The 26,513-nt window shown below is 45.2% G+C and carries 17 protein-coding genes, 13 tRNA genes, 3 rRNA genes and 1 riboswitch; of the genes, 27 read left to right on the plus strand and 6 right to left on the minus strand.

Features of this window, described 5'->3' with window-relative positions:
* The first annotated feature begins 62 nt into the window (after positions 1–62).
* On the plus strand, positions 63–2,216 hold the full coding sequence (locus tag HUX68_RS16060) for a Tex family protein (RefSeq protein ID WP_174615758.1): 2,154 nt from the start codon (positions 63–65) through the stop codon (positions 2,214–2,216).
* A 208-nt stretch (positions 2,217–2,424) separates the two neighbouring features.
* Here HUX68_RS16060 and HUX68_RS16065 read toward each other — a convergent pair whose 3' ends face one another.
* Positions 2,425–3,873, minus strand: coding sequence for a catalase (locus tag HUX68_RS16065; RefSeq protein WP_174616500.1), 1,449 nt, complete (start codon positions 3,871–3,873; stop codon positions 2,425–2,427).
* Positions 3,874–4,071: 198 nt separating this feature from the next.
* On the opposite strand from HUX68_RS16065, the gene HUX68_RS16070 reads away from it, so the two are divergent.
* From HUX68_RS16070 to tsaD, 23 genes are all read left to right on the plus strand, one after another.
* On the plus strand, positions 4,072–4,536 hold the full coding sequence (locus HUX68_RS16070; protein ID WP_174615759.1) for a SprT family protein: 465 nt from the start codon (positions 4,072–4,074) through the stop codon (positions 4,534–4,536).
* Between the two features lie 228 nt (positions 4,537–4,764).
* A tRNA-Asn gene (locus HUX68_RS16075) sits at positions 4,765–4,839 on the plus strand.
* A 3-nt stretch (positions 4,840–4,842) separates the two neighbouring features.
* A tRNA-Ser gene (locus tag HUX68_RS16080) sits at positions 4,843–4,933 on the plus strand.
* A 5-nt stretch (positions 4,934–4,938) separates the two neighbouring features.
* Positions 4,939–5,010, plus strand: a tRNA-Glu gene (locus HUX68_RS16085).
* A gap of 22 nt (positions 5,011–5,032) precedes the next feature.
* A tRNA-Asp gene (locus HUX68_RS16090) sits at positions 5,033–5,109 on the plus strand.
* Positions 5,110–5,113: 4 nt separating this feature from the next.
* Positions 5,114–5,185, plus strand: a tRNA-Gln gene (locus HUX68_RS16095).
* A gap of 127 nt (positions 5,186–5,312) precedes the next feature.
* A tRNA-Lys gene (locus HUX68_RS16100) sits at positions 5,313–5,388 on the plus strand.
* A 6-nt stretch (positions 5,389–5,394) separates the two neighbouring features.
* Positions 5,395–5,478 (plus strand) — tRNA-Leu (locus tag HUX68_RS16105).
* 67 nt (positions 5,479–5,545) lie between these two features.
* Positions 5,546–5,628: transfer RNA gene (locus tag HUX68_RS16110), tRNA-Leu, on the plus strand.
* A gap of 60 nt (positions 5,629–5,688) precedes the next feature.
* A tRNA-Arg gene (locus tag HUX68_RS16115) sits at positions 5,689–5,765 on the plus strand.
* A gap of 4 nt (positions 5,766–5,769) precedes the next feature.
* Positions 5,770–5,846: transfer RNA gene (locus HUX68_RS16120), tRNA-Pro, on the plus strand.
* Between the two features lie 5 nt (positions 5,847–5,851).
* Positions 5,852–5,927 (plus strand) — tRNA-Ala (locus HUX68_RS16125).
* A gap of 228 nt (positions 5,928–6,155) precedes the next feature.
* A 16S ribosomal RNA gene (locus tag HUX68_RS16130) occupies positions 6,156–7,720 on the plus strand.
* Positions 7,721–8,014: 294 nt separating this feature from the next.
* Positions 8,015–10,933, plus strand: a 23S ribosomal RNA gene (locus tag HUX68_RS16135).
* A 162-nt stretch (positions 10,934–11,095) separates the two neighbouring features.
* Positions 11,096–11,211, plus strand: a 5S ribosomal RNA gene (rrf, locus tag HUX68_RS16140).
* Together the 16S, 23S and 5S rRNA genes with 13 tRNA genes alongside form the textbook arrangement of a ribosomal RNA operon.
* 56 nt (positions 11,212–11,267) lie before the next feature.
* Positions 11,268–11,344: transfer RNA gene (locus HUX68_RS16145), tRNA-Met, on the plus strand.
* Between the two features lie 85 nt (positions 11,345–11,429).
* Positions 11,430–11,506: transfer RNA gene (locus HUX68_RS16150), tRNA-Asp, on the plus strand.
* Between the two features lie 919 nt (positions 11,507–12,425).
* Positions 12,426–13,595, plus strand: a complete 1,170-nt coding sequence (ltrA, locus tag HUX68_RS16155) for a group II intron reverse transcriptase/maturase (RefSeq protein ID WP_174615760.1) — start codon at positions 12,426–12,428, stop codon at positions 13,593–13,595.
* Between the two features lie 493 nt (positions 13,596–14,088).
* Complete coding sequence (thiL, locus tag HUX68_RS16160; protein WP_343033665.1) at positions 14,089–15,069, plus strand: thiamine-phosphate kinase; 981 nt, start codon at positions 14,089–14,091, stop codon at positions 15,067–15,069.
* Positions 15,070–15,220: 151 nt separating this feature from the next.
* The gene (gene tsaE / locus HUX68_RS16165; RefSeq protein ID WP_174615761.1) at positions 15,221–15,676 is read left to right on the plus strand and encodes a tRNA (adenosine(37)-N6)-threonylcarbamoyltransferase complex ATPase subunit type 1 TsaE; all 456 of its coding nucleotides are present in this window, start codon (positions 15,221–15,223) and stop codon (positions 15,674–15,676) included.
* 18 nt (positions 15,677–15,694) lie between these two features.
* The gene (gene tsaB / locus HUX68_RS16170; protein ID WP_174615762.1) at positions 15,695–16,396 is read left to right on the plus strand and encodes a tRNA (adenosine(37)-N6)-threonylcarbamoyltransferase complex dimerization subunit type 1 TsaB; all 702 of its coding nucleotides are present in this window, start codon (positions 15,695–15,697) and stop codon (positions 16,394–16,396) included.
* Complete coding sequence (rimI, locus tag HUX68_RS16175) at positions 16,389–16,838, plus strand: ribosomal protein S18-alanine N-acetyltransferase (protein ID WP_174615763.1); 450 nt, start codon at positions 16,389–16,391, stop codon at positions 16,836–16,838. Before tsaB ends, rimI begins: the two co-directional genes overlap by 8 nt.
* Positions 16,835–17,845: a tRNA (adenosine(37)-N6)-threonylcarbamoyltransferase complex transferase subunit TsaD gene (gene tsaD, locus HUX68_RS16180; protein ID WP_174615764.1), complete on the plus strand. Its 1,011-nt coding sequence runs from the start codon at positions 16,835–16,837 to the stop codon at positions 17,843–17,845. Before rimI ends, tsaD begins: the two co-directional genes overlap by 4 nt.
* Before the next feature lie 506 nt (positions 17,846–18,351).
* Here tsaD and HUX68_RS16185 read toward each other — a convergent pair.
* The 3 genes from HUX68_RS16185 to HUX68_RS16195 all read right to left on the minus strand — a co-directional run bounded on the left by HUX68_RS16185 (position 18,352) and on the right by HUX68_RS16195 (position 22,854).
* Entirely contained in the window at positions 18,352–19,356 is a 1,005-nt protein-coding gene (locus HUX68_RS16185) for a DUF3231 family protein (RefSeq protein ID WP_174615765.1), read from the minus strand.
* A gap of 275 nt (positions 19,357–19,631) precedes the next feature.
* Complete coding sequence (gene dapA, locus HUX68_RS16190; RefSeq protein ID WP_174615766.1) at positions 19,632–20,516, minus strand: 4-hydroxy-tetrahydrodipicolinate synthase; 885 nt, start codon at positions 20,514–20,516, stop codon at positions 19,632–19,634.
* A gap of 123 nt (positions 20,517–20,639) precedes the next feature.
* Positions 20,640–20,818: riboswitch (Lysine riboswitch) on the minus strand.
* Between the two features lie 122 nt (positions 20,819–20,940).
* On the minus strand, positions 20,941–22,854 hold the full coding sequence (locus HUX68_RS16195; RefSeq protein WP_174615767.1) for an ABC-F family ATP-binding cassette domain-containing protein: 1,914 nt from the start codon (positions 22,852–22,854) through the stop codon (positions 20,941–20,943).
* 130 nt (positions 22,855–22,984) lie between these two features.
* On the opposite strand from HUX68_RS16195, the gene moaC reads away from it, so the two are divergent.
* Together moaC and HUX68_RS16205 are read left to right on the plus strand one after the other, a co-directional pair.
* Entirely contained in the window at positions 22,985–23,470 is a 486-nt protein-coding gene (gene moaC / locus HUX68_RS16200) for a cyclic pyranopterin monophosphate synthase MoaC (RefSeq protein WP_174615768.1), read from the plus strand.
* Between the two features lie 21 nt (positions 23,471–23,491).
* Positions 23,492–24,898, plus strand: coding sequence for an MDR family MFS transporter (locus tag HUX68_RS16205; protein ID WP_174615769.1), 1,407 nt, complete (start codon positions 23,492–23,494; stop codon positions 24,896–24,898).
* Positions 24,899–24,910: 12 nt separating this feature from the next.
* Here the strand turns inward: HUX68_RS16205 and HUX68_RS16210 are convergent, their stop codons facing one another.
* Both HUX68_RS16210 and HUX68_RS16215 read right to left on the minus strand, forming a co-directional pair.
* Complete coding sequence (locus HUX68_RS16210; protein WP_174615770.1) at positions 24,911–25,108, minus strand: YdiK family protein; 198 nt, start codon at positions 25,106–25,108, stop codon at positions 24,911–24,913.
* A gap of 7 nt (positions 25,109–25,115) precedes the next feature.
* Complete coding sequence (locus tag HUX68_RS16215) at positions 25,116–25,829, minus strand: CPBP family intramembrane glutamic endopeptidase (protein WP_174615771.1); 714 nt, start codon at positions 25,827–25,829, stop codon at positions 25,116–25,118.
* 353 nt (positions 25,830–26,182) lie between these two features.
* Between HUX68_RS16215 and groES the strand changes: the two genes are divergently transcribed.
* Entirely contained in the window at positions 26,183–26,467 is a 285-nt protein-coding gene (gene groES, locus HUX68_RS16220) for a co-chaperone GroES (protein WP_174615772.1), read from the plus strand.
* The last annotated feature ends 46 nt before the right edge of the window (positions 26,468–26,513 follow it).

The following is a 26,513-nucleotide window of genomic DNA, read 5'->3' on the forward strand; positions in this document are numbered from 1 at the left end:
GCTTTTTTCATTTTACAAAGATCTTTGGTAAAATGAAGTTCGTAGGATAGAAGGAGGAACGAATGGTGTCAATTGAAATAGAAAAGTGGGTTGCAAAAGAAACAGAGGTTAACGCGGGTACAGTAAAAAAGGTTATTTCGTTAATGGAAGAAGGGAATACCGTTCCATTTATCGCACGGTACCGTAAAGAGATGACCGGCGGACTTGATGAGGTTCAAATTAAATTAATTGAGGATAAATATCAATATGCTGTTAATCTTGCTGAACGGAAAGAAGAAGTCATCCGCCTGATTGATGAGCAGAATAAACTTACGGAAGAGCTTGAGCGCGAGATAAATCAGGCAACTCAGCTTCAACGTGTGGAGGACTTGTACCGTCCGTATAAACAAAAACGACGTACAAAAGCTGCCAAGGCAAAGGAAAAAGGCCTGGAACCATTAGCAGTGCTTGTGTGGGAACAGGAACAGCAGGATGTTAAATCAGAAGCTGAGGCATATTTATCAGAAGAACACGAACTGTTTACGGTTGAAGATGTGCTTGCAGGTGTCAATGACATTATCGCCGAGTGGATTTCCGATGATCCGGAATTCCGTAAATACATACGTAATGAAACATTTAATCGCGGAATGATGCGATCCGAGGTGAAAGATGCAGCTAAAGATGAAAAAGGCGTCTATGAAATGTATTACGACTACAGCGAAGCGGTTCGTTCCATGGTTTCCCATCGTACTCTGGCATTAAATCGCGGGGAGAAAGAAGATGTGCTCAAAGTGTCGATTGAACCGCCGGTGGATCGTGTAATTGAGTTTTTACAAAAACAAACTATTACCAATCCATCAAATCAGGAGACAGAAGATATTATCCGATTGGCGATTGAGGACAGCTATAAGCGGCTCATTCAGCCATCGGTGGAACGGGAAATTCGCAACGGCCTCTCTGAGAAAGCGGAAGAACAGGCTATTGATGTTTTCTCAAAAAACCTGAAGAATCTCCTGTTGCAGCCGCCGCTTAAAGGTAAAACGGTTCTGGGGGTTGATCCGGCATACAGAACCGGTTGTAAGCTTGCTGTAGTGGACGAGACAGGAAAGGTCCACCAGGTTGGAGTTATGTATCCAACCGCTCCGAAACATGATACTGCCGGTGCTGAAAAGATTGTGATGGACTATATTAAAAAATACGACGTGGAACTGATTGCGATCGGTAATGGTACGGCTTCACGGGAAACAGAACAGTTTATAGCGGATGTTATCAATAAGCATACACTCAATATTCCATACATCATTGTCAATGAAGCCGGTGCAAGTGTATATTCAGCTTCAAAGCTTGCCCGCGAGGAATTTCCTGATTTGCGGGTGGAAGAGCGGAGTGCAGCATCCATTGCTAGAAGGGTTCAGGATCCGTTGGCAGAACTGGTGAAAATCGATCCGAAATCGATTGGTGTCGGTCAATACCAGCATGATGTCAGTCAAAAGGCACTCAATGAGTCGTTAACGTTCGTTGTCGAAACAGCCGTTAACCAGGTTGGCGTCAATGTAAACACAGCCTCAACCTCGCTGCTGCAGTATGTTTCCGGGTTAAGTAAAACAGTGGCAAATAATATTGTAAACATGCGGAATGAGGATGGAAAGTTCACTGATCGTAAACAATTGAAGAAAACACCAAGGCTGGGTGCAAAAACGTATGAGCAGGGGATTGGTTTCTTACGGATTCCGGATGGGGAGAATCCACTCGACCGAACCCCAATCCATCCGGAGAGCTATGCAGCTGTGAAAAAGCTGCTCCAGTCCATAGACTGCGGGATTCAGGATATCGGTTCAGAGCATTTGAGTGAGCAACTGCATCTGCTCGATAAAATAGAAATGGCTGCACAGCTCGAAATCGGTGAGCCGACGTTGGCTGATATCATGAGTGCATTGAGCCGTCCGGAGCGTGACCCGCGCGATGACCTGCCAAAACCATTGTTGAAGCAAAATGTACTAAGCATGGAGGACTTGCAGTCTGGTATGGAAATGCAGGGGACGGTTCGAAATGTGGTCGATTTTGGTGTGTTTGTTGATATCGGTGTGAAACAAGATGGACTTGTTCATATTTCTAAGATGGCTAAGAAGTTTGTAAAACACCCAATGGACATTGCAGCGGTTGGCGATGTTGTTACCGTATGGGTCGAACAGGTTGATGCGGATAAAGGTCGGATTGCTTTATCGATGGTTGATTAGAAAACTTGGTTGTCACCAAGCCTTTAGGTGACACCATAGTTGCACTTATGCCGTAAGAAAGGATTTTATTCTATCTTAACTGCAAAATAAAAACACTGTATTCGTATAATATTATAGTGAGTGCTGAATGTTTCAGGGCAGCAATCAATTTTCTGACTAAAAAAGCTGATGATCTTAAGTGATCATCAGCTTTTTAATTAGGTTGAAGTTATTTAACGTTTTCCGGTACTTTTAATTCCAATCCTTCAGCAATACGCTCGCCTAATTCAGGATCAGCCTTGTAGAAATGCTCGATTTGACGCAGCTTAATGTCGTCATAATCGACCTGTGACATATGATCTACGATGTTTTGGACGAGACGGTCTTTCTCATCCGTGCTCATTAGGCGGTACAGGTCACCTGGCTGTGTGTAATGGTCTTTTTGTGAATAGGCAACACTGTCAGCATTTCCGTACACTTCAAATGGATTGATTTTTGAATCCGGATCTTCTTTTGGTTCCGTTTCATAGCGGTTTGGCTCATAGTGTACACTGCGGCCGCCATTATCATAGCGCATTGGTCCGTTGAATTGATAGTTCGATGTATTTGCATCGTTAAGCGGACGGTTAATTGGCAGCTGCTGGTGGTTGGCACCGATACGATAACGCTGTGTATCCGAATAACTGAACAGACGGCCTTGCAGCATTTTATCCGGGGAAGGCTCAATTCCCGGTACCAGGTTGGCTGGTGACAGGGCTGCTTGTTCCACTTCTGTGAAATAGTTTTCCGGATTCCGGTTAAGTGTCATTTTACCGACTTCGATAAGGGGATAATCTTTATGTGACCAAGTCTTTGTTACATCGAATGGATCCCACTTATAGTCTTTTGCATCTTCATAAGGCATAATCTGAACATAAAGTGTCCAAGACGGATAATCTCCTTGATCAATCGCATTGTATAAGTCTTCTGTATGGTAATCAGGATTTTCACCGGCAAGTTTGTCGGCAAGATCCACATCCAACCCTTTAACACCCTGATCAGCGATAAAGTGGTATTTAATCCATACCGGCTCACCGTCTTTGTTGACCCACTTATACGTGTGGCTTCCATATCCGTTCATGTGACGGAGAGTAGCCGGAATGCCGCGATCACCATGCAAATAAGTAATTTGATGCAATGCTTCAGGCGAGTGTGACCAGAAATCCCAGACCGCATTTTTATCTTTCAAATTGGTTTTCGGATTCCGCTTTTGTGTATGGATGAAATCCGGGAATTTGATAGCATCGCGGATAAAGAAAATCGGTGTATTGTTACCGACCATGTCATAGTTGCCTTCCTGTGTATAAAACTTAATGGCAAATCCGCGCGGGTCACGAACAGTGTCCGCAGATCCCAATTCGCCGGCAACTGTTGAGAACCGGATGAACATTGGTGTTTGTTTACCCTTTTCATTTAGAAAATCAGCTTTTGTATATTTTGAAATTTCATCATTTGTGACCTCGAAAACGCCATGTGCGCCCGCACCTTTTGCGTGCACAACACGTTCCGGTACACGTTCTCTGTCAAAATGAGCCATTTTTTCCAAAAAGTGAACGTCTTGAATTAAAGTTGGGCCTCTTTCGCCTGCAGTGATTGAATTCTGATTATCACCTACAGGAGCACCAGAAGCAGTAGTCATTCTTTTCTTTTCATTACTCACTACCTGAACACCTCTCCTTATAGAATCATTTTGTACAAGTTCTATTATAATACAAATCTATCAAAAATCAATTATTAAAAATGAATGTTTAATTAAAATAACTATAAATAAGGGAGATTTTGTTACCCACGCTAATATGGTAAAATAAATATCGAAAAAACACGGAGGATGAATGATATGAAGCTGCTGGAAGAAAGGGAACTGCACCGGCTTGTCGATGATATTTCGATGGCATTTTTTAATAAACCGTATGACGACAAAGTTATCTATAATAACCGGCTGCGAACGACAGGGGGCAGGTATATTCCTTCCCGGCGGTTAATTGAAATTAATCCGAAATATGCTGCAGAAATGGGCGCAGACGAAGTGGAAGGGATTATTAAACATGAGTTGTGTCACTATCATCTTCATATAGAAGGAAAAGGGTATAAACACGGTGATCCCGAATTCAAAAGTTTGTTGAAGGCAACCGGAGCGCCCAGACATTGCCAACCATTGCCATCTTCTAAAAATAGAAGGAAATATACGTATAAATGCCGCAGTTGTTCACAATTATACCAAAGGATTCGTCGTGTCGATGTGAATAAATACCGGTGTGGAAGATGCCGGGGAAAACTGATCCTTCAAAAAGAGAGAACATGAAGATGCAGGTATGAAAAAACTTATAAAATGGATTGACGAACCTTGTCCAACATGTTAAATTAAATAAGCCTTATAAAAAAGGCGGGGAAATGCGACGGTTTCTCAGTTGAAAATATACATAAAACATATTGACAAAAAACGTGATATATTGTATGATATTTCTCGTTGCACTTGATTAGACAGTTAAATCGTTGTGTACTTACGCATCGCAACAAACTTCATTATTATTCCACAGTAGCTCAGCGGTAGAGCGATCGGCTGTTAACCGATTAGTCGCAGGTTCGATTCCTGCCTGTGGAGCCAAACGGAGAAGTACTCAAGTGGCTGAAGAGGCGCCCCTGCTAAGGGTGTAGGCCGTGTAAGCGGCGCGAGGGTTCAAATCCCTCCTTCTCCGCCATTAATGGCCCGTTGGTCAAGTGGTTAAGACACCGCCCTTTCACGGCGGTAACACGGGTTCGAATCCCGTACGGGTCATCATATTTTAATGAATTGGTTGGGTCCGGTAGTTCAGCTGGTTAGAATGCCTGCCTGTCACGCAGGAGGTCGCGGGTTCGAGTCCCGTCCGGACCGCCACTATTGGGCCATAGCCAAGCGGTAAGGCATCGGGTTTTGATCCCGTGTATCCCAGGTTCGAATCCTGGTGGCCCAGCCTTTTTTATTGCTGTTTTTTGGAGTTGCGTAATCTATCAGAATTCATGAATATGTGAATATATTGATGGAATCACGATAAATGACCTGAAAACGTGGATGATCTAAAGTCTTTTATTATTAAACTTGAGCCATTAGCTCAGCTGGCAGAGCATCTGACTTTTAATCAGAGGGTCGGAGGTTCGAATCCTCCATGGCTCACCATTTTTTGCGGGTGTGGCGGAATTGGCAGACGCGCTAGACCCAGGATCTAGTGTCTTGACAGACGTGGGGGTTCGACTCCCTTCACCCGCATTCAATAGATTGCTGTGGTCACATGGCATTTTATTTTTGCAATTTGATTGATAAAATTATAGCATACGCGGTCGTGGCGGAATGGCAGACGCGCTAGGTTGAGGGCCTAGTGGGGGCGACCCCGTGGAGGTTCAAGTCCTCTCGACCGCATTTGAAATAATTCTTGCAATCATAATGCATACATGATATATTTAAAAATGTCGCTTTAAAGCGCCCGTAGCTCAATTGGATAGAGCGTCTGACTACGGATCAGAAGGTTAGGGGTTCGACTCCTCTCGGGCGCGCCATTTACGGGAAGTAGCTCAGCTTGGTAGAGCACATGGTTTGGGACCATGGGGTCGCAGGTTCGAATCCTGTCTTCCCGACCATCTTTGGGGCCTTAGCTCAGCTGGGAGAGCGCCTGCCTTGCACGCAGGAGGTCAGCGGTTCGATCCCGCTAGGCTCCACCAAAATATCATTTATTTTTTCAAAAACATTAAAAAAAGATATTGACTTTGTTTTTGAGAAGATGGTATATTAATTAGGTCGCTGTTTTGAAGCGGCGCAATAATTTTGCTCCTTGAAAACTGAACAAAACAACCAGTATGTCAAGAAACAGGACGAAAGCAAAAGCTTTCCCCTGGATTCAATTTACGAAGCTAAGCTATGGTTGATTGGTGTCAATCATATATCAACTTTCTATGGAGAGTTTGATCTTGGCTCAGGACGAACGCTGGCGGCGTGCCTAATACATGCAAGTCGAGCGCGGGAAGCAAGCGGAAGCCTTCGGGCGGAAGCTTGTGGAACGAGCGGCGGACGGGTGAGTAACACGTGGGCAACCTGCCTGTAAGATTGGGATAACTCCGGGAAACCGGGGCTAATACCGAATGAAGCGCGTCACCGCATGGTGACGTGATGAAAAGGCGGCTTTTAGCTGTCACTTACAGATGGGCCCGCGGCGCATTAGCTAGTTGGTGGGGTAAGAGCTTACCAAGGCGACGATGCGTAGCCGACCTGAGAGGGTGATCGGCCACACTGGGACTGAGACACGGCCCAGACTCCTACGGGAGGCAGCAGTAGGGAATCATCCGCAATGGACGAAAGTCTGACGGTGCAACGCCGCGTGAGTGATGAAGGTTTTCGGATCGTAAAACTCTGTTGTCAGGGAAGAACAAGTACCGTTTGAATAAGGCGGTACCGTGACGGTACCTGACCAGAAAGCCCCGGCTAACTACGTGCCAGCAGCCGCGGTAATACGTAGGGGGCAAGCGTTGTCCGGAATTATTGGGCGTAAAGCGCTCGCAGGCGGTCTTTTAAGTCTGATGTGAAATCTCGCGGCTCAACCGCGAATGGTCATTGGAAACTGGAGGACTTGAGTACAGAAGAGGAGAGTGGAATTCCACGTGTAGCGGTGAAATGCGTAGAGATGTGGAGGAACACCAGTGGCGAAGGCGACTCTCTGGTCTGTAACTGACGCTGAGGAGCGAAAGCGTGGGGAGCGAACAGGATTAGATACCCTGGTAGTCCACGCCGTAAACGTTGAGTGCTAGGTGTTAGGGGGTTTCCGCCCCTTAGTGCTGCAGTTAACGCATTAAGCACTCCGCCTGGGGAGTACGGCCGCAAGGCTGAAACTCAAAAGAATTGACGGGGGCCCGCACAAGCGGTGGAGCATGTGGTTTAATTCGAAGCAACGCGAAGAACCTTACCAGGTCTTGACATCCTCTGCCAGCGCTGGAGACAGCGTGTTCCCTTCGGGGACAGAGTGACAGGTGGTGCATGGTTGTCGTCAGCTCGTGTCGTGAGATGTTGGGTTAAGTCCCGCAACGAGCGCAACCCTTGATCTTAGTTGCCAGCATTCAGTTGGGCACTCTAAGGTGACTGCCGGTGACAAACCGGAGGAAGGTGGGGATGACGTCAAATCATCATGCCCCTTATGACCTGGGCTACACACGTGCTACAATGGATGGAACAGAGGGCAGCGAAGCCGCAAGGTGTAGCAAATCCCATAAAACCATTCTCAGTTCGGATTGCAGGCTGCAACTCGCCTGCATGAAGCCGGAATCGCTAGTAATCGCGGATCAGCATGCCGCGGTGAATACGTTCCCGGGCCTTGTACACACCGCCCGTCACACCACGAGAGTTGGCAACACCCGAAGTCGGTGAGGTAACCTTTTGGAGCCAGCCGCCGAAGGTGGGGCCAATGATTGGGGTGAAGTCGTAACAAGGTAGCCGTATCGGAAGGTGCGGCTGGATCACCTCCTTTCTAAGGATTATAAGAAAGCGTAGGCGCCTGGTCATCGACGTACAGACTGGACTGCTTCTGACGAGATAAAAGAAACACGATGAACGTAGTGAATCGATGTTGATTTATCGTAGGAAGAAGAAGGAAGTCTGCTAGTCGATGGGCGCCGGAGCTGGATTATGACGGAAGGCATACTTGGTTGTTTGGTTCAGTTTTGAGGGAGTAAATTCTCTCATTTGTACCTTGAAAACTGAATAAGCAAGATCAACGACATCAAATCAAAAGCGAAGGCGAAGAAGAAGTACGTCTATTCATAGTTAAGTGAAGAAGGGCGCACGGTGAATGCCTTGGCACTGGGAGCCGAAGAAGGACGGGACTAACACCGATATGCCCCGGGGAGTCGTAAGTAGACTTCGATCCGGGGATTTCCGAATGGGGGAACCCGCTGTTCGTAATGGAACAGGACGTGTATCTGAATACATAGGGTACGCGAGGCACACCCGGGGAACTGAAACATCTCAGTACCCGGAGGAAGAGAAAGCAAACGCGATTTCCCGAGTAGCGGCGAGCGAAACGGAAGCAGCCCAAACCAGAAAGCTTGCTTTCTGGGGTTGTAGGACACTCCATTGGAGTTACCAAGAGATGCATTAGACGAATCGGCCTGGAATGGCCGGCCGAAGAAGGTAAGAGCCCTGTAGTCGAAAATGCGTCTCCTCCGGAGTGGATCCTGAGTACGACGGAACACGAGGAATTCCGTCGGAATCCGGGAGGACCATCTCCCAAGGCTAAATACTCCCCAGTGACCGATAGTGAACCAGTACCGTGAGGGAAAGGTGAAAAGCACCCCGGAAGGGGAGTGAAAGAGAACCTGAAACCGTGCGCTTACAAGTAGTCGAAGCCCGTTAATGGGTGACGGCGTACCTTTTGTAGAATGGACCGGCGAGTTACGATCGTATGCAAGGTTAAGTGGAAGACACGGAGCCGCAGCGAAAGCGAGTCTGAACAGGGCGAATGAGTATGCGGTCGTAGACCCGAAACCGTGTGATCTACCCATGTCCAGGGTGAAAGTCAGGTAACACTGACTGGAGGCCCGAACCCACGTATGCTGAAAAATGCGGGGATGAGGTGTGGGTAGGGGTGAAATGCCAATCGAACACGGAGATAGCTGGTTCTCTCCGAAATAGCTTTAGGGCTAGCCTCAAGGGAAGCGTACCGGAGGTAGAGCACTGATTGGACGAGGGGCCCTCACCGGGTTACCGAATTCAGTCAAACTCCGAATGCCGGTTACGTAGCCTTGGGAGTCAGACTATGGGTGATAAGGTTCATAGTCGAAAGGGAAACAGCCCAGACCGCCAGCTAAGGTCCCAAAGTATACGTTAAGTGGAAAAGGATGTGGCGTTGCCCAGACAACCAGGATGTTGGCTTAGAAGCAGCCATCATTTAAAGAGTGCGTAATAGCTCACTGGTCGAGTGACGCTGCGCCGAAAATGTACCGGGGCTAAACGTATCACCGAAGCTGCGGATTGTTCTTCGAACAATGGTAGGAGAGCGTTCCAGGCGCTGTGAAGTCAGACCGTGAGGACTGGTGGAGCACCTGGAAGTGAGAATGCCGGTATGAGTAGCGAAAAAAGAGTGAGAATCTCTTTCACCGAAAGCCTAAGGTTTCCTGAGGAAGGCTCGTCCTCTCAGGGTTAGTCGGGACCTAAGCCGAGGCCGAAAGGCGTAGGCGATGGACAACAGGTCGATATTCCTGTACCACCTCATGAGCGTTTGAGCGACGGGGGGACGCAGGAGGAGAAGGAAAGCGCACCGATGGACGTGTGCGTCCAAGCAGTAAGGCAGTTGGATAGGTAAATCCGTCCAATAATGCCGAGCTGTGATGGGGAGGGAAATAGAGTACCGAAGTTCCTGCATCCACACTGCCAAGAAAAGCCTCTAGTGAGTTCATAGGTGCCCGTACCGCAAACCGACACAGGTAGGCGAGGAGAGAATCCTAAGGTGAGCGGGAGAACTCTCGTTAAGGAACTCGGCAAAATGACCCCGTAACTTCGGGAGAAGGGGTGCTTGCTTACGAGTGAGCCGCAGTGAATAGGCCCAAGCGACTGTTTAGCAAAAACACAGGTCTCTGCGAAGCCGAAAGGCGAAGTATAGGGGCTGACACCTGCCCGGTGCTGGAAGGTTAAGGGGAAGCGTTAGCACTTCGGTGCGAAGCGCAGAACCGAAGCCCCAGTAAACGGCGGCCGTAACTATAACGGTCCTAAGGTAGCGAAATTCCTTGTCGGGTAAGTTCCGACCCGCACGAAAGGTGCAACGACTTGGGCACTGTCTCAACGAGAGACCCGGTGAAATTATACGATGTGTGAAGATGCACATTACCCGCGACAGGACGGAAAGACCCCGTGGAGCTTTACTGTAGCCTGATATTGAATGTTGGTACAGCTTGTACAGGATAGGTGGGAGCCATTGAACCCGGAGCGCCAGCTTCGGTGGAGGCACCCGTGGGATACCACCCTGGCTGTACGGACCTTCTAACCCAGGGCCGTAATCCGGTCCGGAGACAGTGTCAGGCGGGCAGTTTGACTGGGGCGGTCGCCTCCCAAAAGGTAACGGAGGCGCCCAAAGGTTCCCTCAGAATGGTTGGAAATCATTCGCATGAGTGTAAAGGCAGAAGGGAGCTTGACTGCGAGACCTACAAGTCGAGCAGGGACGAAAGTCGGGCTTAGTGATCCGGTGGTTCCGCATGGAAGGGCCATCGCTCAACGGATAAAAGCTACCCCGGGGATAACAGGCTTATCTCCCCCAAGAGTTCACATCGACGGGGAGGTTTGGCACCTCGATGTCGGCTCATCGCATCCTGGGGCTGTAGTCGGTCCCAAGGGTTGGGCTGTTCGCCCATTAAAGCGGTACGCGAGCTGGGTTCAGAACGTCGTGAGACAGTTCGGTCCCTATCCGTCGTGGGCGTTGGAAGTTTGCGAGGAGCTGTCCTTAGTACGAGAGGACCGGGATGGACACACCGCTGGTGTACCAGTTGTTCCGCCAGGAGCACAGCTGGGTAGCTACGTGTGGCAAGGATAAGTGCTGAAAGCATCTAAGCATGAAGCCCCCCTCAAGATGAAACTTCCCATCACTTCGAGTGAGTAAGATCCCTCAGAGACGATGAGGTAGATAGGTCCGAGGTGGAAGCGTGGTGACACGTGGAGCTGACGGATACTAATCGATCGAGGACTTAACTAAACAAGCTTTTGATGATGCGTTGTATGGATGCTTATTTAGTTTTCAGGGTATAAATTCCTGAATAGCCCTTGCATTTTTTATCGAAAATGCCTATAATATATCTTGTCTTGAAAAATGAGAGAGAACTTCGTGACGAAAGATGTCATGGTTCCAGCCCGAAGGTCTGGTAGCAATAGCGGAGAGGTCACACCTGTTCCCATGCCGAACACAGCAGTTAAGCTCTCCAGCGCCGATGGTAGTTGGGGCTTTGCCCCTGCAAGAGTAGGACGCCGCCAGGCTTGGCAATTTTTCAGGAAAATAATTCGAGATATTTATTGTGATAACTTTTTCATATCGCGGGGTGGAGCAGTCTGGTAGCTCGTTGGGCTCATAACCCAAAGGTCGCAAGTTCAAATCTTGCCCCCGCAACCAATTTATTTTAAAATAATATGATTTATCTAGCTGTGCTGAACATTTCTTCAAAACAGTTTATAGCATAAGAATCATTTTATAATTAGGTCCGGTAGTTCAGCTGGTTAGAATGCCTGCCTGTCACGCAGGAGGTCGCGGGTTCGAGTCCCGTCCGGACCGCCATTAAACGATGCATGTTCCATTAGGAAACATGTTTTTTTAATTTCTAAAGTAATAAAATTACAGCCGCTTCCTATTGTTCGGATGCGGCTTTTTGGTGTGCCTCACTGTTCCACACTCTAGGTGGTTCAAATCCACTCGATAACTTTATCCTTTCAAGTATCGTAGCCGAAGAAGAATCCTCGCTGATGAGGCAGGATTGACAGGGTGTCCTCTGCGAAGGGGAATCCGAAAGGTCTGCAGGCAAAGTCCAGCCCGGAACATTGTGTGAACCAGAGGTGGCGGCGATGTTGGGTGACCCGCCCAAAAAAACGGGGAAACCTGTGCAGTTGCGCACCTTGTAGGGAAACTAGAAAAGGGAAACGACCTATAGGGCACATCGACGTGATTAGGGTCAGGATGGATGGAACAGAGTGTGTGATTACTGGGGGAAGCACTGTAGACTCCTATCGGTAAACACCGGTAGGTAGGGGAGGTATAACCCTAAATGGGGAAAGCCAAACCGAGGGTACTGCAGGTGGCGGATGGCTCCGTAGTAGCGATGAAATTCGAGCCGATGAAGGCTGGCGACAGTCTGGAGGGGAAAAGTCGGATGAGTAGATGCATGATGTCATCTAACCTGTGTCACGACCAAAAGTTGTGATATGGCGGTGAAGGGACCTGCTTCGTCAACATTGTGAATGGAAGTGAGTGGGAGACGTAACGCATTAAATGAAAAGGTTCACCAAGGGGTACGTCCTGCCGAACATGAAAAGCCATGTAAGGATACAGGTGGACTTGCGACCTGAGTACATGATGATTGGATAGGAGCGATTGGCTTTTGCCTAAACACGTAATCCAACATGGTGGAACAAGCGAGGAATCGCCTCTTGTAGTGACCATAAGACCAATGTGGTGAGTAAGCGCGAAGGTGGTGATGAATATGCGACCAAAGCGCAAATTTTATTCCATCATTGATAAGGTGTACCGCATGAGTAACCTGTACGATGCATGGAATGCCGTTAAGACCAATAAAGGTAGCGCCGGGGTAGATGGTGAAACCATCCTATGGTTTGAGGCGCAGTTGGAACAAAATCTTAGAGAAGTCCAACGGCTTTTGAAGCAACAGCGTTATCGACCGGAACCGGTACTACGTCACTATATCCCAAAAGGGGACGGCAAAAAGAAACGACCGCTGGGCATCCCCACTGTAAGGGACCGAATCATCCAACAAGCCGTACGGCAAATGATGGAACCCTTGTTTGACCGGGACTTTTATCCACACAGTTATGGGTTTCGAAAGGGACATTCCCAACATCAGGCAGTGGACGTCGTAAGACGTGCGAAGAAGAATGGGTATGAATACGTGGTGGATTTGGATATCCAATCGTATTTCGATAATATCCCGCATAACTTATTGATGGAAAAAGTCAAAACAAAAATCGCCGACGGGCGAATACTTGATTTGATTGAAATGTGGTTAAAAGCAGGTGTCATGGAAGACGATCGGTTCTATGACACGACTTCCGGCTCTCCTCAGGGAGGGGTCATATCACCGTTATTGGCGAATGTCTATTTGGATGAATTTGATTGGAAAATGAACCAACAAGGATTTCCAGTTGTACGTTTCGCGGACGATGCGATTATTTTCTGTAAAACGAAGATAAAAGCTAATCGAGCGTATAAAGCAGCTGAAGAGATATTGGAAGGCAATTTAAAGCTTACGATGCATCCCGAAAAGACGAAAGTCGTTCATTTTGATGAAGGATTTCGTTTTCTGGGGTTTCATTTCTGGAAAGACTATCTAGTCCTTCCAGATGAAAGAGCCCGAAAGGTTAAAGATAAAATAAGGCATCTATCAAGAAGACAACAAGGTAAGAGTCTGGTAGAAGTGATTCACAAACTGAATGAAGTCATTCGGGGATTTGCCAATTACTTCAGGATAGGAAATGTCAAAAAGAAATTCGAACGTCTGGATGAATGGATTCGAATGAGGGTGCGAGCTTATATGAGGAAAAAGCGTTCCATGGAGTCGAATTGGCGCATACCCAATAAAGTGTTAGCACAAGCGGGATTGGTTTCAATGGTCAGCTTACTCACCAAACGTTCCTAATTCGTGAGTGAAATAAAGTAACAACTCATTCCCGGAAATGGGGAACTGACGAAGTGAAAGCCGGATGCGGGAAATCTGCACGTCCGGTTTGACGAGGGGTCGGAGGGCGAAAGCCCTCCTCCTACTCTACTCTGTAATATTTGTATAGGATTGCAAATCGGGTCCACGCTAATTGAGAGGAAGAATGTACATAAAGAAACGTTAATTGCTGTAATTATGTTCAGGTCAATTAAGTAATGTTCTAGTTAATCAAGGTCAGTCTAAAAACGATCGAGTTGACCTGACGGACGATCGAGATAGCCCTAAAGTCGATCGGGCTCATATCAAAACCATCAAGGAAGTCCAAAAATCAATTGAATTCCTGATAAAATAAATCGGCCCTGCCCGAAAACAATTGTGAAACCACCCAAACCAACTACATCTGCACTTATAATTTTTTTCTTTTACAGCACTTTTTGCTATCATAAACATAGCTATGAAAAAAGTGGTGATAATGATGGATGAATTCTCCTTTATCAACTCAATAAAGCAGCATACGTATAAACAGCCGTCAATCGTTAAGGGAATCGGGGATGATGCGGCAGTTTTTCGTCAGCCATATAAAGATGTCATAACAGCCGTCGATACGTTCGTAGAGGATGTTCATTTTGCACGGTCCACGATGGCACCGTTTCACATCGGGTTTCGTTCGGTTGCAGCGAATGTGAGTGATCTGGCGGCTATGGGAGCAACACCTGCGTTTTATCTGGTTTCGATGATCATTCCCACGACATGGTCTTCCGATGAACTGGATGAGGTATATAAGGGCATGAAAGCGATGGCTGCCCGGCATCATATGGATTTGATTGGCGGGGATACTGTATCGGGCCCTGTTTTATCTGTTTCGGTTACGGTAATTGGCTATGCAAATACGAATCAGGCCAGATTTCGGAGTACTTCCGAAGAACAAGATATCGTCTTTGCTACTGGTTATCTTGGTGACTCCCGTGCCGGGCTTCATATGCTGACAAATCCCGGATTGTATGAAAATGAATCGTATTTTTATGACAGGCACCGTAAACCACTTCCGAGGGTCGACTTTTCTGTCGGGTTATCAAACCTGAAAAGAGTAGCTTTAAATGATATAAGCGATGGAATTGCCAATGAATCAGCTGAGATCGCGGAGGCTTCAAAGGTGGATATTGTCCTTTATGAGGAACAGATTCCTACCAGTTCGTCATTCGGGCAGTTTTCCAGGAAACAGCAGTATGAATGGAAACTGTTTGGCGGAGAGGACTTTGAACTGGTTGGCACCGTATCGCAACGTGATTGGGAAAGGTTATCAGATATTGCCCGCAATACGGATACGCCATTGACTCAAGTTGGTTTTGTTGAACAAAGCAAGGGACCTGATCAGCACAGCGTTTTTATCATTGACCGGAATAATCAGAGAAAACCTTTGGAGAAAAAGGGTTATACACATTTGGCAGATTAGGAAATAATTTTCCATCTGCATAGTTCAATTATGGTTGTCACCTAAAGGCTTATACTGACGCTCATAAGAGCTTCTAAGAAAGCATAAAACGCTTTCGTAAGCTTTTCTTTAGTAAAAAATAACAACTAAGTATTTAAAAGCAGGTGAGAAGATGAGTTTGCATCAATTTGATACACATTCGGCTGCTGAAACCAAGCGGGCAGGAGAGCGTCTGGCATTACTGCTTAAGCCGGGTGATGTGATTACCTTGGAAGGCGACCTTGGTGCGGGGAAGACCGCATTTGCGCAGGGGATTGCCACAGGACTCGGCGTAAAGCGGAATGTCAACAGCCCTACATATACGATTATAAAGGAGTATGAAGGGGAACTTCCTTTCTATCATATGGATGTATATCGCTTGGAAGATTCCGATGAAAATATCGGTTTTGAGGAATATTTTCATGGCGAGGGAATTTCCGTGGTGGAATGGGCTCGTTTCATTGATGAATTTTTACCAGCAAAACGGTTGGATATTAAACTGACGCATCTTGATGATCATACAAGACGTCTGGAATTTTTCCCGAAAGGTTTACATTATGAAAGCATTACTGCCGAAATAACGAGTTAAACGTAAGGAGTCAAACGAATGAATGTACTAGCCATAGACACATCAAATCAAATATTAGGCATTGCGTTACTTAAGGATGGCGAGTTGCTGGGTGAAGCTGTAACGAATATAAAAAAAAATCACTCGGTGCGTCTGATGCCTGCAATTGATCAACTGATGCGGGACGTGAATATGACACCAGATCAGCTGGACCGAATTGTTGCAGCCAAAGGTCCGGGTTCGTATACGGGTGTGCGGATTGGGCTGACAACAGCTAAATCAATGGCCTGGGCATTGAACATTCCGGTGGTTGGTGTATCAAGTCTGGAAGCACTTGCCTATCAAGGGCGTTTTTTCAATTCATATATCTGTCCATTCTTTGATGCCCGTCGCGGATTGGTCTACACCGGGCTATACCAATGGCAAACCAACAAAATTGTCCAGGTTATAGAAGAGCAAAATATATTGATGGAGGAATGGCTGCGGACCCTTCCACAAGAAAACATCATGTTCCTGAGTCAGGATATAAGCCTGCACCGGAAGACAATTGAACAATACCTTGGCGGACACGCAATCATCCCGGATGGCTCGGCACATTTACCGAACCCGGCACATTTAGCGTTTGCCGGTATGAATAAACAGCCTGACGAAACCCATACATTGGTGCCAAATTACATCAGACTGGCTGAAGCGGAAGCCAATTGGCTGAAGTCACAGAAAGGAAAGCAGCAAAATGGGTGAGCTGATTATTCGTGAGATGAAGCTATCAGATACACAGGAGGTTATGCAGGTGGAGACGGCTTCTTATGCAGCCCCGTGGCCGAAGGATATTTTTTTGCAGGAAGTTGCCAATAACCATTATGCGCACTATTATGTTGTCGAAGCAGACGGGAAAATTGTCGGTTATGCCGGGATGTGGCTGGTAATTGATGATGCCCAGATTACCAATATTGCGATTGCTCCGGCATATCGCGGGCAAAAATTTGGGCAACAATTATTTTATTATACAATGGAACAGGCTGTTTTAATGGGGGCAAAACGGCTGTCATTGGAAGTGCGTGAATCGAATGTTGCCGCCCAGCGGATGTACCGGAAATTCGGACTTGTCCCCGGCGGCATCCGAAAAAATTATTATACCGATAATCAGGAAGACGCTATTGTAATGTGGGTGAATTTATCATGAAGAAAGACACGTTAATACTTGCAATTGAAACGAGCTGTGACGAAACAGCGGTTGCCATCGTCAAAAACGGCAGGGAGATTATTTCCAATGTGGTGGCATCACAAATTGACAGTCATAAACGATTTGGCGGTGTTGTCCCGGAAATTGCTTCCCGCCACCATGTGGAACAAATAACGATTGTACTGGAAGAGGCATTTGCGGAATCGCGATTGACATGGGATGACATTGATGCGATTGCAGTTACTGAGGGGCCCGGCCTGGTCGGGGCATTGTTGATTGGTGTGAATGCAGCGAAAGCACTTGCCTTTGCCAAACAAAAACCGTTAGTCGGCGTTCACCATATTGCCGGTCATATTTATGCCAACCGACTTGAACGGGAATTTGAGTTTCCACTGATGGCGCTGATCGTATCCGGCGGCCATACGGAGCTTGTCCTTATGAAGGAGCATGGACACTTTGAAGTAATTGGCGAGACACGTGATGACGCAGCAGGCGAGGCATATGATAAAGTAGCAAGGATGCTTGATTTACCGTACCCGGGCGGACCGCATGTGGATAAACTGGCTGCAGGCGGAGAAGAAAATATTAATTTTCCACGTGCATGGCTTGAGGAAGGCAGCTTTGATTTCAGTTTCAGCGGGTTAAAATCGTCCGTTATTAACACAATTCACAATGCAAAGCAACGTGGTGAAAAATTGAAGAAGCAGGACATTGCTGCCAGCTTTCAGGCAAGCGTTACTGATGTACTAAGCACAAAAGCGGTTGAGGCTGCTAAAAAATATGATGTAAAACAGGTGATTGTGGCTGGGGGTGTGGCAGCCAATAATGGGCTTCGTACCGAACTTGACAGGAAATTTGCTGATACGGAAATTCCGCTTTTGATTCCGCCATTAAAGTTGTGTACAGATAATGCTGCAATGATTGGTGCAGCAGGTTTTATTGCGTATCAACATGGTAAAAGATCCGGCTGGGATTTAAATGCAAACCCGTCCCTTATTTTAAAATGATATCCCCACTTATTATCCACAGGGCAGTGGATATTTTATGCGAAGCCAATCTGAAAATATATTTCGCGTGTGGACAAAAATTGTGAATAACTCGGTGGATAACTGTGGATATTGTGTATAACTTTTTGGGAGAAGGGTGAAAAAGCCTTTTGCTTGTGTATATGTCTGTGGATTATCTGAATAACTCTATTTTCTTGCTGCCAAAGAAAACGGGGAAGTGGAATGCTAAAAGGTGTTAATCAAAATTGCCCTCAGTGCTGAATAGTTCTTGATCATCGTGTCTTGATATTACAAAGGGTTATTTGCCAAAATAACCCTTTCGATCAGCTTTATTTTCACCTTAATGAACGCAGCCATGAAGTCTTCATCCCAAAGGAATGTGAAAGGTCTAGCCCAATGAATAGGATGGAAGATGAATTGGCTTTAGATCATGGGGATGAAAAGTTGTTTTCTTCGTGGAAGTGAGAAGCTCCTATTTCAAGCAAAGCTGAGTGGTGATTTGTTCACTAGTTTGTCAGTTCGTTCCGGTCACTAGCCCGGGGAGGTTCCTCCATCCATCCATGATCAATAAGCAGGTTAGCCCCATCTTCGGAAAATTTCAGGATTTCATGGATTAGCCGGTCATAATGTACTGTTAGATCACGTCTGAGCGTAGTGGAAATACTTGTTCCGTAATAGCCAACCCCCAGACCAATTAAAGCAGTCACGATAAACAACATCATCTTGTCAGAAAACGGGGAAACCTTGGATTCGGTCACAAATGTATCAGAAGACATTGACACAGGCAAGTTATTTTCACGCAAAATGGATCCGAATATTTCATTGTGTTTTTCAGCAATTTCTTTTCCTCGTGTAAAAAATTGCCCCACCTTTTTAGTTTCTGCAATTTGACTGAATCCCACCAATGTAGCAATACCCAAAGCATTACGCTGAAAATTACCAAACAGGTTTGCGATTTCCAATGACAGGAGCGGCCGTCTCTCACCGAACCATCCCGTCAGGAAGGATTGCTTTTTAACGTAATCAATTTTCTCTGGATAAGGGATGTAAGGAGAGCGGATAAAGAGTCCTTTTGAAAATAAAGTCTGTTTTGCCATTGTGTTTAATTTCATAGCTTCTTTCAGACATTCATCAAAATATGTATCAACATCAGCTCTAACCGCTAATGACTTAGCAACACTGTACGAATTAAGTGATATTTGGGACATCTGAAACATGAAATGGAGTAAATACTGGTCGGAAAAAAGTCTTGGTGCTTCTATATTTAAATCGTGGTTTTCTGAAAAACCGGCTGGAACCGGGTAACTTTCCCCGTCGAATATAGCCGTCATTTTCACGACATGTTCCTGGGATAATTTTAAAGCATAATCCAAAATCTCACTTGTATCAGGGTCTTCGCACGTTTTTAAAAAATATTTAAGAATACAGATGGATGCCGTGTCATTTTGATATGATGCCCAGATCTGTGATATCTCGGCAGATGTCAGTTTAACAACAGATTTGTTGGCCATGAATACGATTCCTCCAGAAAAATAGTTATGTATAGTGTCCACCCCGCAGAATAATTTATTCATTGAGTTTATCAGTCCCCGACAATAAAATCAGACACACACTGGAGGGTAACGCCAACATATAAAAAACCAAGGCGGGAAAAAATTAACTTTCTGCCGTGGTTTGCTTTGTTCTAACGTCATAAAATATAAATTATGGTAGACCTTATAAGAAAAACTTCGGCACTCGCTAAAAGACAATGCGAATGCCGAAGTTTTTCTAATGTCATGACGAATTAACTCGCTTTATCTATATTGTATTGTAGAATCCGCCGCAGTTCATGTTTTTCAGCATCATTTAACGGAATCATCGGCAGCCGAACGTCCCCGACATGGATTCCTTTCATGTTTAATGCTTCTTTCACCGGCGAAGGACTCGGCTGAGCAAATAAAGCCTTCATAACCGGAAGCAAAGTTCGGTGGATGGCAGCCGCCTCCTGAACATTTCCGTTGTTAAAGTTTTGAACCATTCGTTGTATTTCATTGCCGATAATATGCGACGAAACGGAAATAACGCCGGCACCGCCAATCGAAAGAACCGGCAAGGCGAATCCATCATCACCACTGTACAATGTAAAATCATTGGGGGTTTGACTGATAATTTCTGCCATGGCATCCAAGTTACCGCCAGCTTCTTTTATCGAAACGATATTGTCAATCGCTGATAGACGAACAATCGTCTCAACAGACATATTGACAACACTTCGTCCCGGTATGTTATAAAGCATAACAGGTAAAGATGCGGCATCTGCTATTGCCTTAAAGTGCTGAAACAGCCCTTCCTGCGATGGTTTATTATAGTACGGTGTTACAAGCATAATACCATCAACACCTATTTGTTCCACCTGCTTTGTTAAGTTTATGGAAGCTTTTGTATTATTGGATCCGGTTCCGGCAATAATCGGAATTCTTCCATCTGCAGCTTCCACAACACATCTGAATAAGTCCAGCTTTTCCTCTGTCGTTAATGTTGGACTTTCTCCAGTAGTACCGGCTACAACTAATCCATCTGAACCGTTAGTAATTAAATAATTGACTAATGATCTTGCCGCGTTAAAATCAACCTCTCCATTTTGATCAAATGGGGTAACCATTGCTGTTAAAACTTGGCCAAAATTCATCACTTCACATCCTTCTCATAATTTTTAAATGAAAGATGGTCAGGGCCTAAATGTAAACGCAAAAAAGCAACAACGAGGGCATCGCTGCTGCAGTAGAAACAAATAGTATGAAAAAGTGTTTCCGCGCATGATAGCCCACCACATAGTCTCCTACATGACAGTCCTGCATTTATTCAATACAGTCCCAGCTTCAAGAATATGAGTTACTTTCAGCTTCGGCAAATTCCCCTTTCCACAATCATCCCCGGACCTCATCATCCTCTTATTGTGTACTGATGGTCTTTGCATCCTCTATCCTCACTTCAATAATATTGAGGTAAGAAATTATTTTATTAAACTTACTATAACAGATAACCTGCCGCGTTACAAGACAAAAAGCCCCCAGTCGGAAAAATGGTTCCTGACAAAGCTTTGTAAATACTGATTATTCCTGCAAGGCAGTCCATTCTTCCATTAACTGTTCAATTTCCTGCTTCAGTTCACCGGATTGTTTGGTCAGTTCCATTGCTTTTTCATGGTCCTGAAAATTTTCGGGTTCGGTCATTTTTTGTTCCACTTCTGCCAATTCGCCTTCCAGCTTTTCAATAGCATTTTCCAGGCTAGCGATCTGCCGTTTTCGTTTCCGCTCCTCACTGCGGATGGCTTTTTCCTCTTTAATGTTTGCCTTCCGATCATCCTGCTTATGAATAAGCATTTCTTCCTCGCGAAGTCGCGTTAGTTCCTGTTCTTCCTGCTTCTTCTCAACATAATAGTCATAATCGCCTAAATAAACCGTGGATCCATCCTGCTGCATTTCCACAACCTGATCGGTGATTTTATTGATGAAATAACGGTCATGGGAAACAAAGATAATCGTCCCGGGGAAATCCATCAGCGCAGCTTCAAGTACTTCCTTACTATCAATGTCCAGGTGGTTGGTTGGTTCATCCAAGACGAGAAGATTTGCCTTTTGCATCATTAACTTGGCCAGTGATAGCCGTGCTTTTTCACCACCGCTTAAGGCCGGGATATTTTTTAGGACGTCATCACCGCTGAATAAAAAGTTGCCCAGAACAGTGCGGATATCTTTTTCATCAACCATCGGATGCTCGTCCCAAAGTTCATGCAGGATCGTTTTATTGGATGATAATGTCTGTTGTTCCTGGTCGTAATAGCCGATTTCCACATTGGTGCCGATTTGAATCGTGCCTGCTGAAGGTTCAAGTGTTCCCAGGATCGCTTTAAGCAGGGTTGTTTTTCCGACTCCGTTTGGACCAACCAGGGCGATTCGTTCGCCTCGATTGACATGGAACGTAACATCGGAAAAAACCCGATCTTTGTCATAACGGAATCCCAAATGGTCAATTTTCAACACATCATTCCCGCTGCGCCTACTGACTTGAAAGGAAAACGATGCGGATGATTCATCGCCTTTTGGCTTATCGAGTTTTTCCATTTTCTCCAGCTGTTTTCGCCTGCTTTGTGCACGCTTGGTTGTAGATGCCCGGACAATATTTTTCTGGATAAAATCTTCCATTTTTTTTATTTCAGTTTGCTGTTTCTCGTATTCTTTCATCTCTTTTTCAAAGTCAGCTGCTTTTTGCTCCAGAAATTTGCTGTAGCTGCCAATATATTTTTTGGCTTTATGCCGGGAAATTTCATAAACAATCGATGCTGTCTTATCAAGGAAATACCGGTCGTGCGAAACGATTGCGACAGCACCGGGGTAACCCGCTAGATAGTTTTCTAACCATGTCAGTGTATCAATATCCAGGTGGTTTGTCGGTTCGTCCAGAATCAGCAAGTCAGGCTTTTTTAACAGCAGCTTCCCAAGCGCAAGCCTGGTTTTCTGTCCGCCGCTCAATTCTGTAATTGGTGTATTGTAATCATATTCGTGAAAATGAAGCCCGGTCAGTACGGCTTTAATATCTGCTTCGTAACGGTAACCGCCATCAGAATCAAACGTCTGCTGCAATTTGTCATAATCCAGCAGCAGCTGTTCATATTGTTCATCCGTATAGGCGGCAACATTCTCCATCCTTTTTTCCATGTTCCGCAGTGCCTTCTCCTGCTCTTTCAGGTGATGAAACACTTCGGCCATTTCCTCCCAAATGGATTGACCTGATTCGAGACTGGTATGCTGGGATAAATAGCCTGTCGTAAGTCCTTTTGGTTTAAAAATTTCACCTTCATCATGTGAAAGTTCATCCGCCATAATTTTCAGCAAGGTCGACTTTCCGGAACCATTCCGGCCGACAATGGCAATCCGGTCCTTTTCTTTGATTTCGAGTTTTATATTGGATAGTATGGTCTCCGCTCCGAAAGATTTCGATATATCGTTTAACTGCATGATAATCATTATGTCACCTCGTTCATCACAAGTGTACCGTACATTGAATACGAGGGGCAATATAATCGGGTTTAAAAATATAACTCGTCTGCTGTTTCTGATAAGATGGTTTAAAAAGCTACTATTATGGAGTGATCGTATGGCAGAGTTTACACATTTCAATAAACAAGGCAGGGCTAAAATGGTCGATATCAGTGAAAAGGGTGAAACAGAACGGACCGCTGTTGCTGCCTCAAGCATCATTGTCACAAAGGAAATATATGAAAAAATTAATTCCAATGATATACAAAAAGGGGATGTGCTGGCTGTTGCACAGGTAGCAGGAATAATGGCTGCCAAAAATACTTCGGACTGGATTCCGATGTGCCATCCGCTCCAGTTAAAAGGCATTGACATTTCGTTTAACTGGAACGTGGAAGATAACAGGTATGAGCTTAAAATTGAGGCTTTCGTTAAAACAAAAGGGAGCACCGGGGTGGAAATGGAGGCACTGACAGCTGCTTCGGCAACTGCTCTGACGATTTATGATATGTGCAAGGCACTTGATAAAGGCATGGTCATCGGGCAAACCTATCTGCTTTCCAAACAGGGCGGAAAATCCGGAGATTACTATAAAGAGAACTAAGTATGTGATGGAGGAACCACTATGAAAAAACTGGATCATAAATGGCTCGTTGTCATGTCCGTTTTGTTTGGTACGTTCACCGTTATTTTAAACAATAGTATGCTGAATCCAACGTTGCCGACATTGATGGATATTTTCGATGCAGATGCTGTAGCAATCAGCTGGATTCTGACCATCTTTATGGTTGCGATGGGAACGACAATGCCATTAACCGGTTATTTGGGCGACCGGTTCGGAAAAAAGAAAATTTATATTATCGGACTGATTATTTTCATGATCGGATCCATTTCCGGTGCACTGTCGTCGAATCTTGCGATGGTCATTATTTCGCGGGCAATTCAGGGAATTGCTGGCGGACTGATGATGCCGATTGCGATGGCACTGATTTTTAATGCATTTCCGAAAAATGAGCGAGGCCTTGCAGTGGGGATTTACGGCGTGGCAGCAATGGTTGCCCCGGCTATCGGGCCGACTATCGGCGGTGTGGTAATTGGTTATTTGCCATGGCCATTTCTCTTTTTGGTTAATATTCCGTTCGCCATTACGGGGATTATTATGTCTATCAAGTTTTTATCACCGACTGAAACAAACCGCAATCTGAAGTTTGATCTTGTCGGCTTTCTGCTAATTACAACCGGCATTGCTTCCATATTGTATGCGCTGGGTCGCGGATCAACATTGGATCTCCTGTTGTCGCCGACCAGCATTGGTTTGTTTGCTGCCGGGGCCATTTTGATTGTTATATTTGTCAAATATGAAGGGAAGCAGAAGCAGCCGTTATTGGATTTGTCCATCTTCCGTATTCCGACGTATTCTGTATCCATCGCGGTTACTGCTACGGCATCAATCGGGCTGTTCTCCGGTATTTTTCTACTTCCGCTGTTGATTCAGGAGGTATACGGCTTAAGCGAAATTCAGACCGGACTGTTATTTTTGCCTGCCGCACTGTTAAGCGGGGTATCGATGTCGCTTGGGGGGAAACTGCTGGATAAAAAAGGTCCCAAATACGTTGTGCCGGCTGGTCTGGTAATTTTGGGCGGATTTACATTATCACTCGGTTTCAACACATTATCCACGTCATTCTGGATAATCCTGGTTTTAAACTGTCTGCGCAGTGCCGGACTCGGAATGAGCAATATGCCGGCAACAACAGCTGGGATGAATGCCATTCCCGATCCCAAGGTCGCTCAAGGTTCAGCAATGAATAATGTTATCCGGCAGATATTTTCATCGTTCGGAATAGTCTTTTTCTCCATCTATTATGAAGTCAGGCAGGCGCAGTTGTTTTCCCTGGACATCACCAGGCAGCAGGCGACACTGCAGGCCTTGAACGAGGCTTTTCTGATTGCAGGAACATTTATATTGGTGATGGTTCCGGTGTCGTTTGTCATGAAAGGGGTAAATGAATTAAAAAAGAGCAGTGCATAATAGGCGCTGCTCTTACTTATTTTTTTTCTTTAATTTAAAGTGGATCAGTAACATTCGCAGACTAACACCGAAGTTCAGTGTTGCTGCGACTGCCAGAATGATTGTCGTGACATTCCAGACAGTGTCGCCGGAACTTCGGATGGCTACAAATGTAAACAAAAGACCCATCACAAAATAAACGAAAAACATCATTTTTGGTGTAGTCTTCATAAAAAAGCTAACCTCCAATTAAAATCATTTGCATCTGCTCATATTGCTTCATCATGTTTTCAAGCTGTTCCGGGTCAAGAAGAAACTGAACCGTAACGGAAATGGAGTTCAGCAGTATGTGTACTATTATCGGTACAATAATCCGCTTTGTCTGCACATACAGAAAAGCAAAAACAAATCCCATGGATGCATAAATCAGAATATGTTCAGGCTCTCCATGTATGATCCCAAAAATGAGCGAGGATAATAATGCAGCAATAACAAAGTTTGTCCGTTTATAAAATGCTCCAAATATGATTTTCCGGAAAATAATTTCCTCCATAATCGGGGCGATTAATGCCGGGATAACCATGAATATTGGTGCAGCCCTGGCAATGTCCATAATCGTTTCCGTATTTTCTGAACCAGGCTGGATTCCGAATGCATATGTTTCAATCATTGCCGCAATTCCCTGTGCCAGATATGCCATAAAGAGACCAGCCAGAATCCATACGGTCATCATTCCGGGTGATGAAGCATCCCTGCTTTGGGGCATTTTCATGTCCGGTTTCATCAGTAATAAAATAATGGCAAGTCCAACTATAAAGCTGATTATGGTCCAGCTGACAAGCGCTTCCTGCTCGCTGAGCGGAAAAGCGACATACATGAGCGGGATGAACAGTATCCCGGAAAATTGCATCAAAATATATGTTAAAATCACGTACCAGTATCGTTTCGTCAAAATATACGACTCCCTTTACTTCATAGGTTGCTATATGTTTATGCAGTCCGTCTTCCGGATATTAGAAAAACTGGGTCTGTCATCAGCGATTTATGGTAAAAATCCCAGCTCCGCTTACGATAAGACTTATTTAATCTGCAAGGAAAAACTCTGATAAATATTTTATCATAATTTATCTGCGCGTTATAATAGAATGGTTCAGGTGGACATACAATTAAAAATTTGTAAAATTTAAAAGCCAATACTTGCATTTTAATGCTGAATTATTTATTATAATAATTGGGTTTAGCACTCGGCATCTTAGAGTGCTAATAACGATTCAAATAAATGAGATGAACTAAGGAGGTTGTCACATGATTAAACCACTAGGAGATCGTGTTGTCATCGAGCTTGTTGAACAGGAAGAAAAAACGGCAAGCGGTATTGTACTCCCAGACTCTGCAAAGGAAAAACCACAGGAAGGTAAAGTGGTTGCAACAGGTTCCGGCAAAGTTACAGACAATGGGGAAAAGGTTGCACTTGAAGTAAAAGATGGAGACCGGATTATTTTCTCTAAATTTGCCGGGACAGAAGTGAAATATGAAGGCACAGAATACTTAATTCTTAGAGAAAATGACATCTTAGCTGTAATCGGCTAACAATGGATGTCAGATAATATTTTGAACTGATTATAAGGAGGAGACT

It is taken from the genome of Virgibacillus ihumii (assembly GCF_902726655.1).
GTDB lineage: Bacteria > Bacillota > Bacilli > Bacillales > Amphibacillaceae > Lentibacillus > Lentibacillus ihumii.

What these genes read in the sequence shown, in the direction of transcription:
- HUX68_RS16065 (WP_174616500.1), bottom strand. Translation starts at nt 3,873, where the DNA reads ATGACTACTGCTTCTGGTGCTCCTGTAGGTGATAATCAGAATTCAATC.
- tsaB (WP_174615762.1), top strand. Translation starts at nt 15,695, where the DNA reads ATGAATGTACTAGCCATAGACACATCAAATCAAATATTAGGCATTGCG.
- tsaE (WP_174615761.1), top strand. Translation starts at nt 15,221, where the DNA reads ATGAGTTTGCATCAATTTGATACACATTCGGCTGCTGAAACCAAGCGG.
- HUX68_RS16205 (WP_174615769.1), top strand. Translation starts at nt 23,492, where the DNA reads ATGAAAAAACTGGATCATAAATGGCTCGTTGTCATGTCCGTTTTGTTT.
- HUX68_RS16210 (WP_174615770.1), bottom strand. Translation starts at nt 25,108, where the DNA reads ATGAAGACTACACCAAAAATGATGTTTTTCGTTTATTTTGTGATGGGT.
- tsaD (WP_174615764.1), top strand. Translation starts at nt 16,835, where the DNA reads ATGAAGAAAGACACGTTAATACTTGCAATTGAAACGAGCTGTGACGAA.
- HUX68_RS16060 (WP_174615758.1), top strand. Translation starts at nt 63, where the DNA reads ATGGTGTCAATTGAAATAGAAAAGTGGGTTGCAAAAGAAACAGAGGTT.
- HUX68_RS16185 (WP_174615765.1), bottom strand. Translation starts at nt 19,356, where the DNA reads ATGGCCAACAAATCTGTTGTTAAACTGACATCTGCCGAGATATCACAG.
- HUX68_RS16195 (WP_174615767.1), bottom strand. Translation starts at nt 22,854, where the DNA reads ATGATTATCATGCAGTTAAACGATATATCGAAATCTTTCGGAGCGGAG.
- groES (WP_174615772.1), top strand. Translation starts at nt 26,183, where the DNA reads ATGATTAAACCACTAGGAGATCGTGTTGTCATCGAGCTTGTTGAACAG.
- ltrA (WP_174615760.1), top strand. Translation starts at nt 12,426, where the DNA reads ATGCGACCAAAGCGCAAATTTTATTCCATCATTGATAAGGTGTACCGC.
- rimI (WP_174615763.1), top strand. Translation starts at nt 16,389, where the DNA reads ATGGGTGAGCTGATTATTCGTGAGATGAAGCTATCAGATACACAGGAG.
- thiL (WP_343033665.1), top strand. Translation starts at nt 14,089, where the DNA reads ATGATGGATGAATTCTCCTTTATCAACTCAATAAAGCAGCATACGTAT.
- moaC (WP_174615768.1), top strand. Translation starts at nt 22,985, where the DNA reads ATGGCAGAGTTTACACATTTCAATAAACAAGGCAGGGCTAAAATGGTC.
- dapA (WP_174615766.1), bottom strand. Translation starts at nt 20,516, where the DNA reads ATGAATTTTGGCCAAGTTTTAACAGCAATGGTTACCCCATTTGATCAA.
- HUX68_RS16070 (WP_174615759.1), top strand. Translation starts at nt 4,072, where the DNA reads ATGAAGCTGCTGGAAGAAAGGGAACTGCACCGGCTTGTCGATGATATT.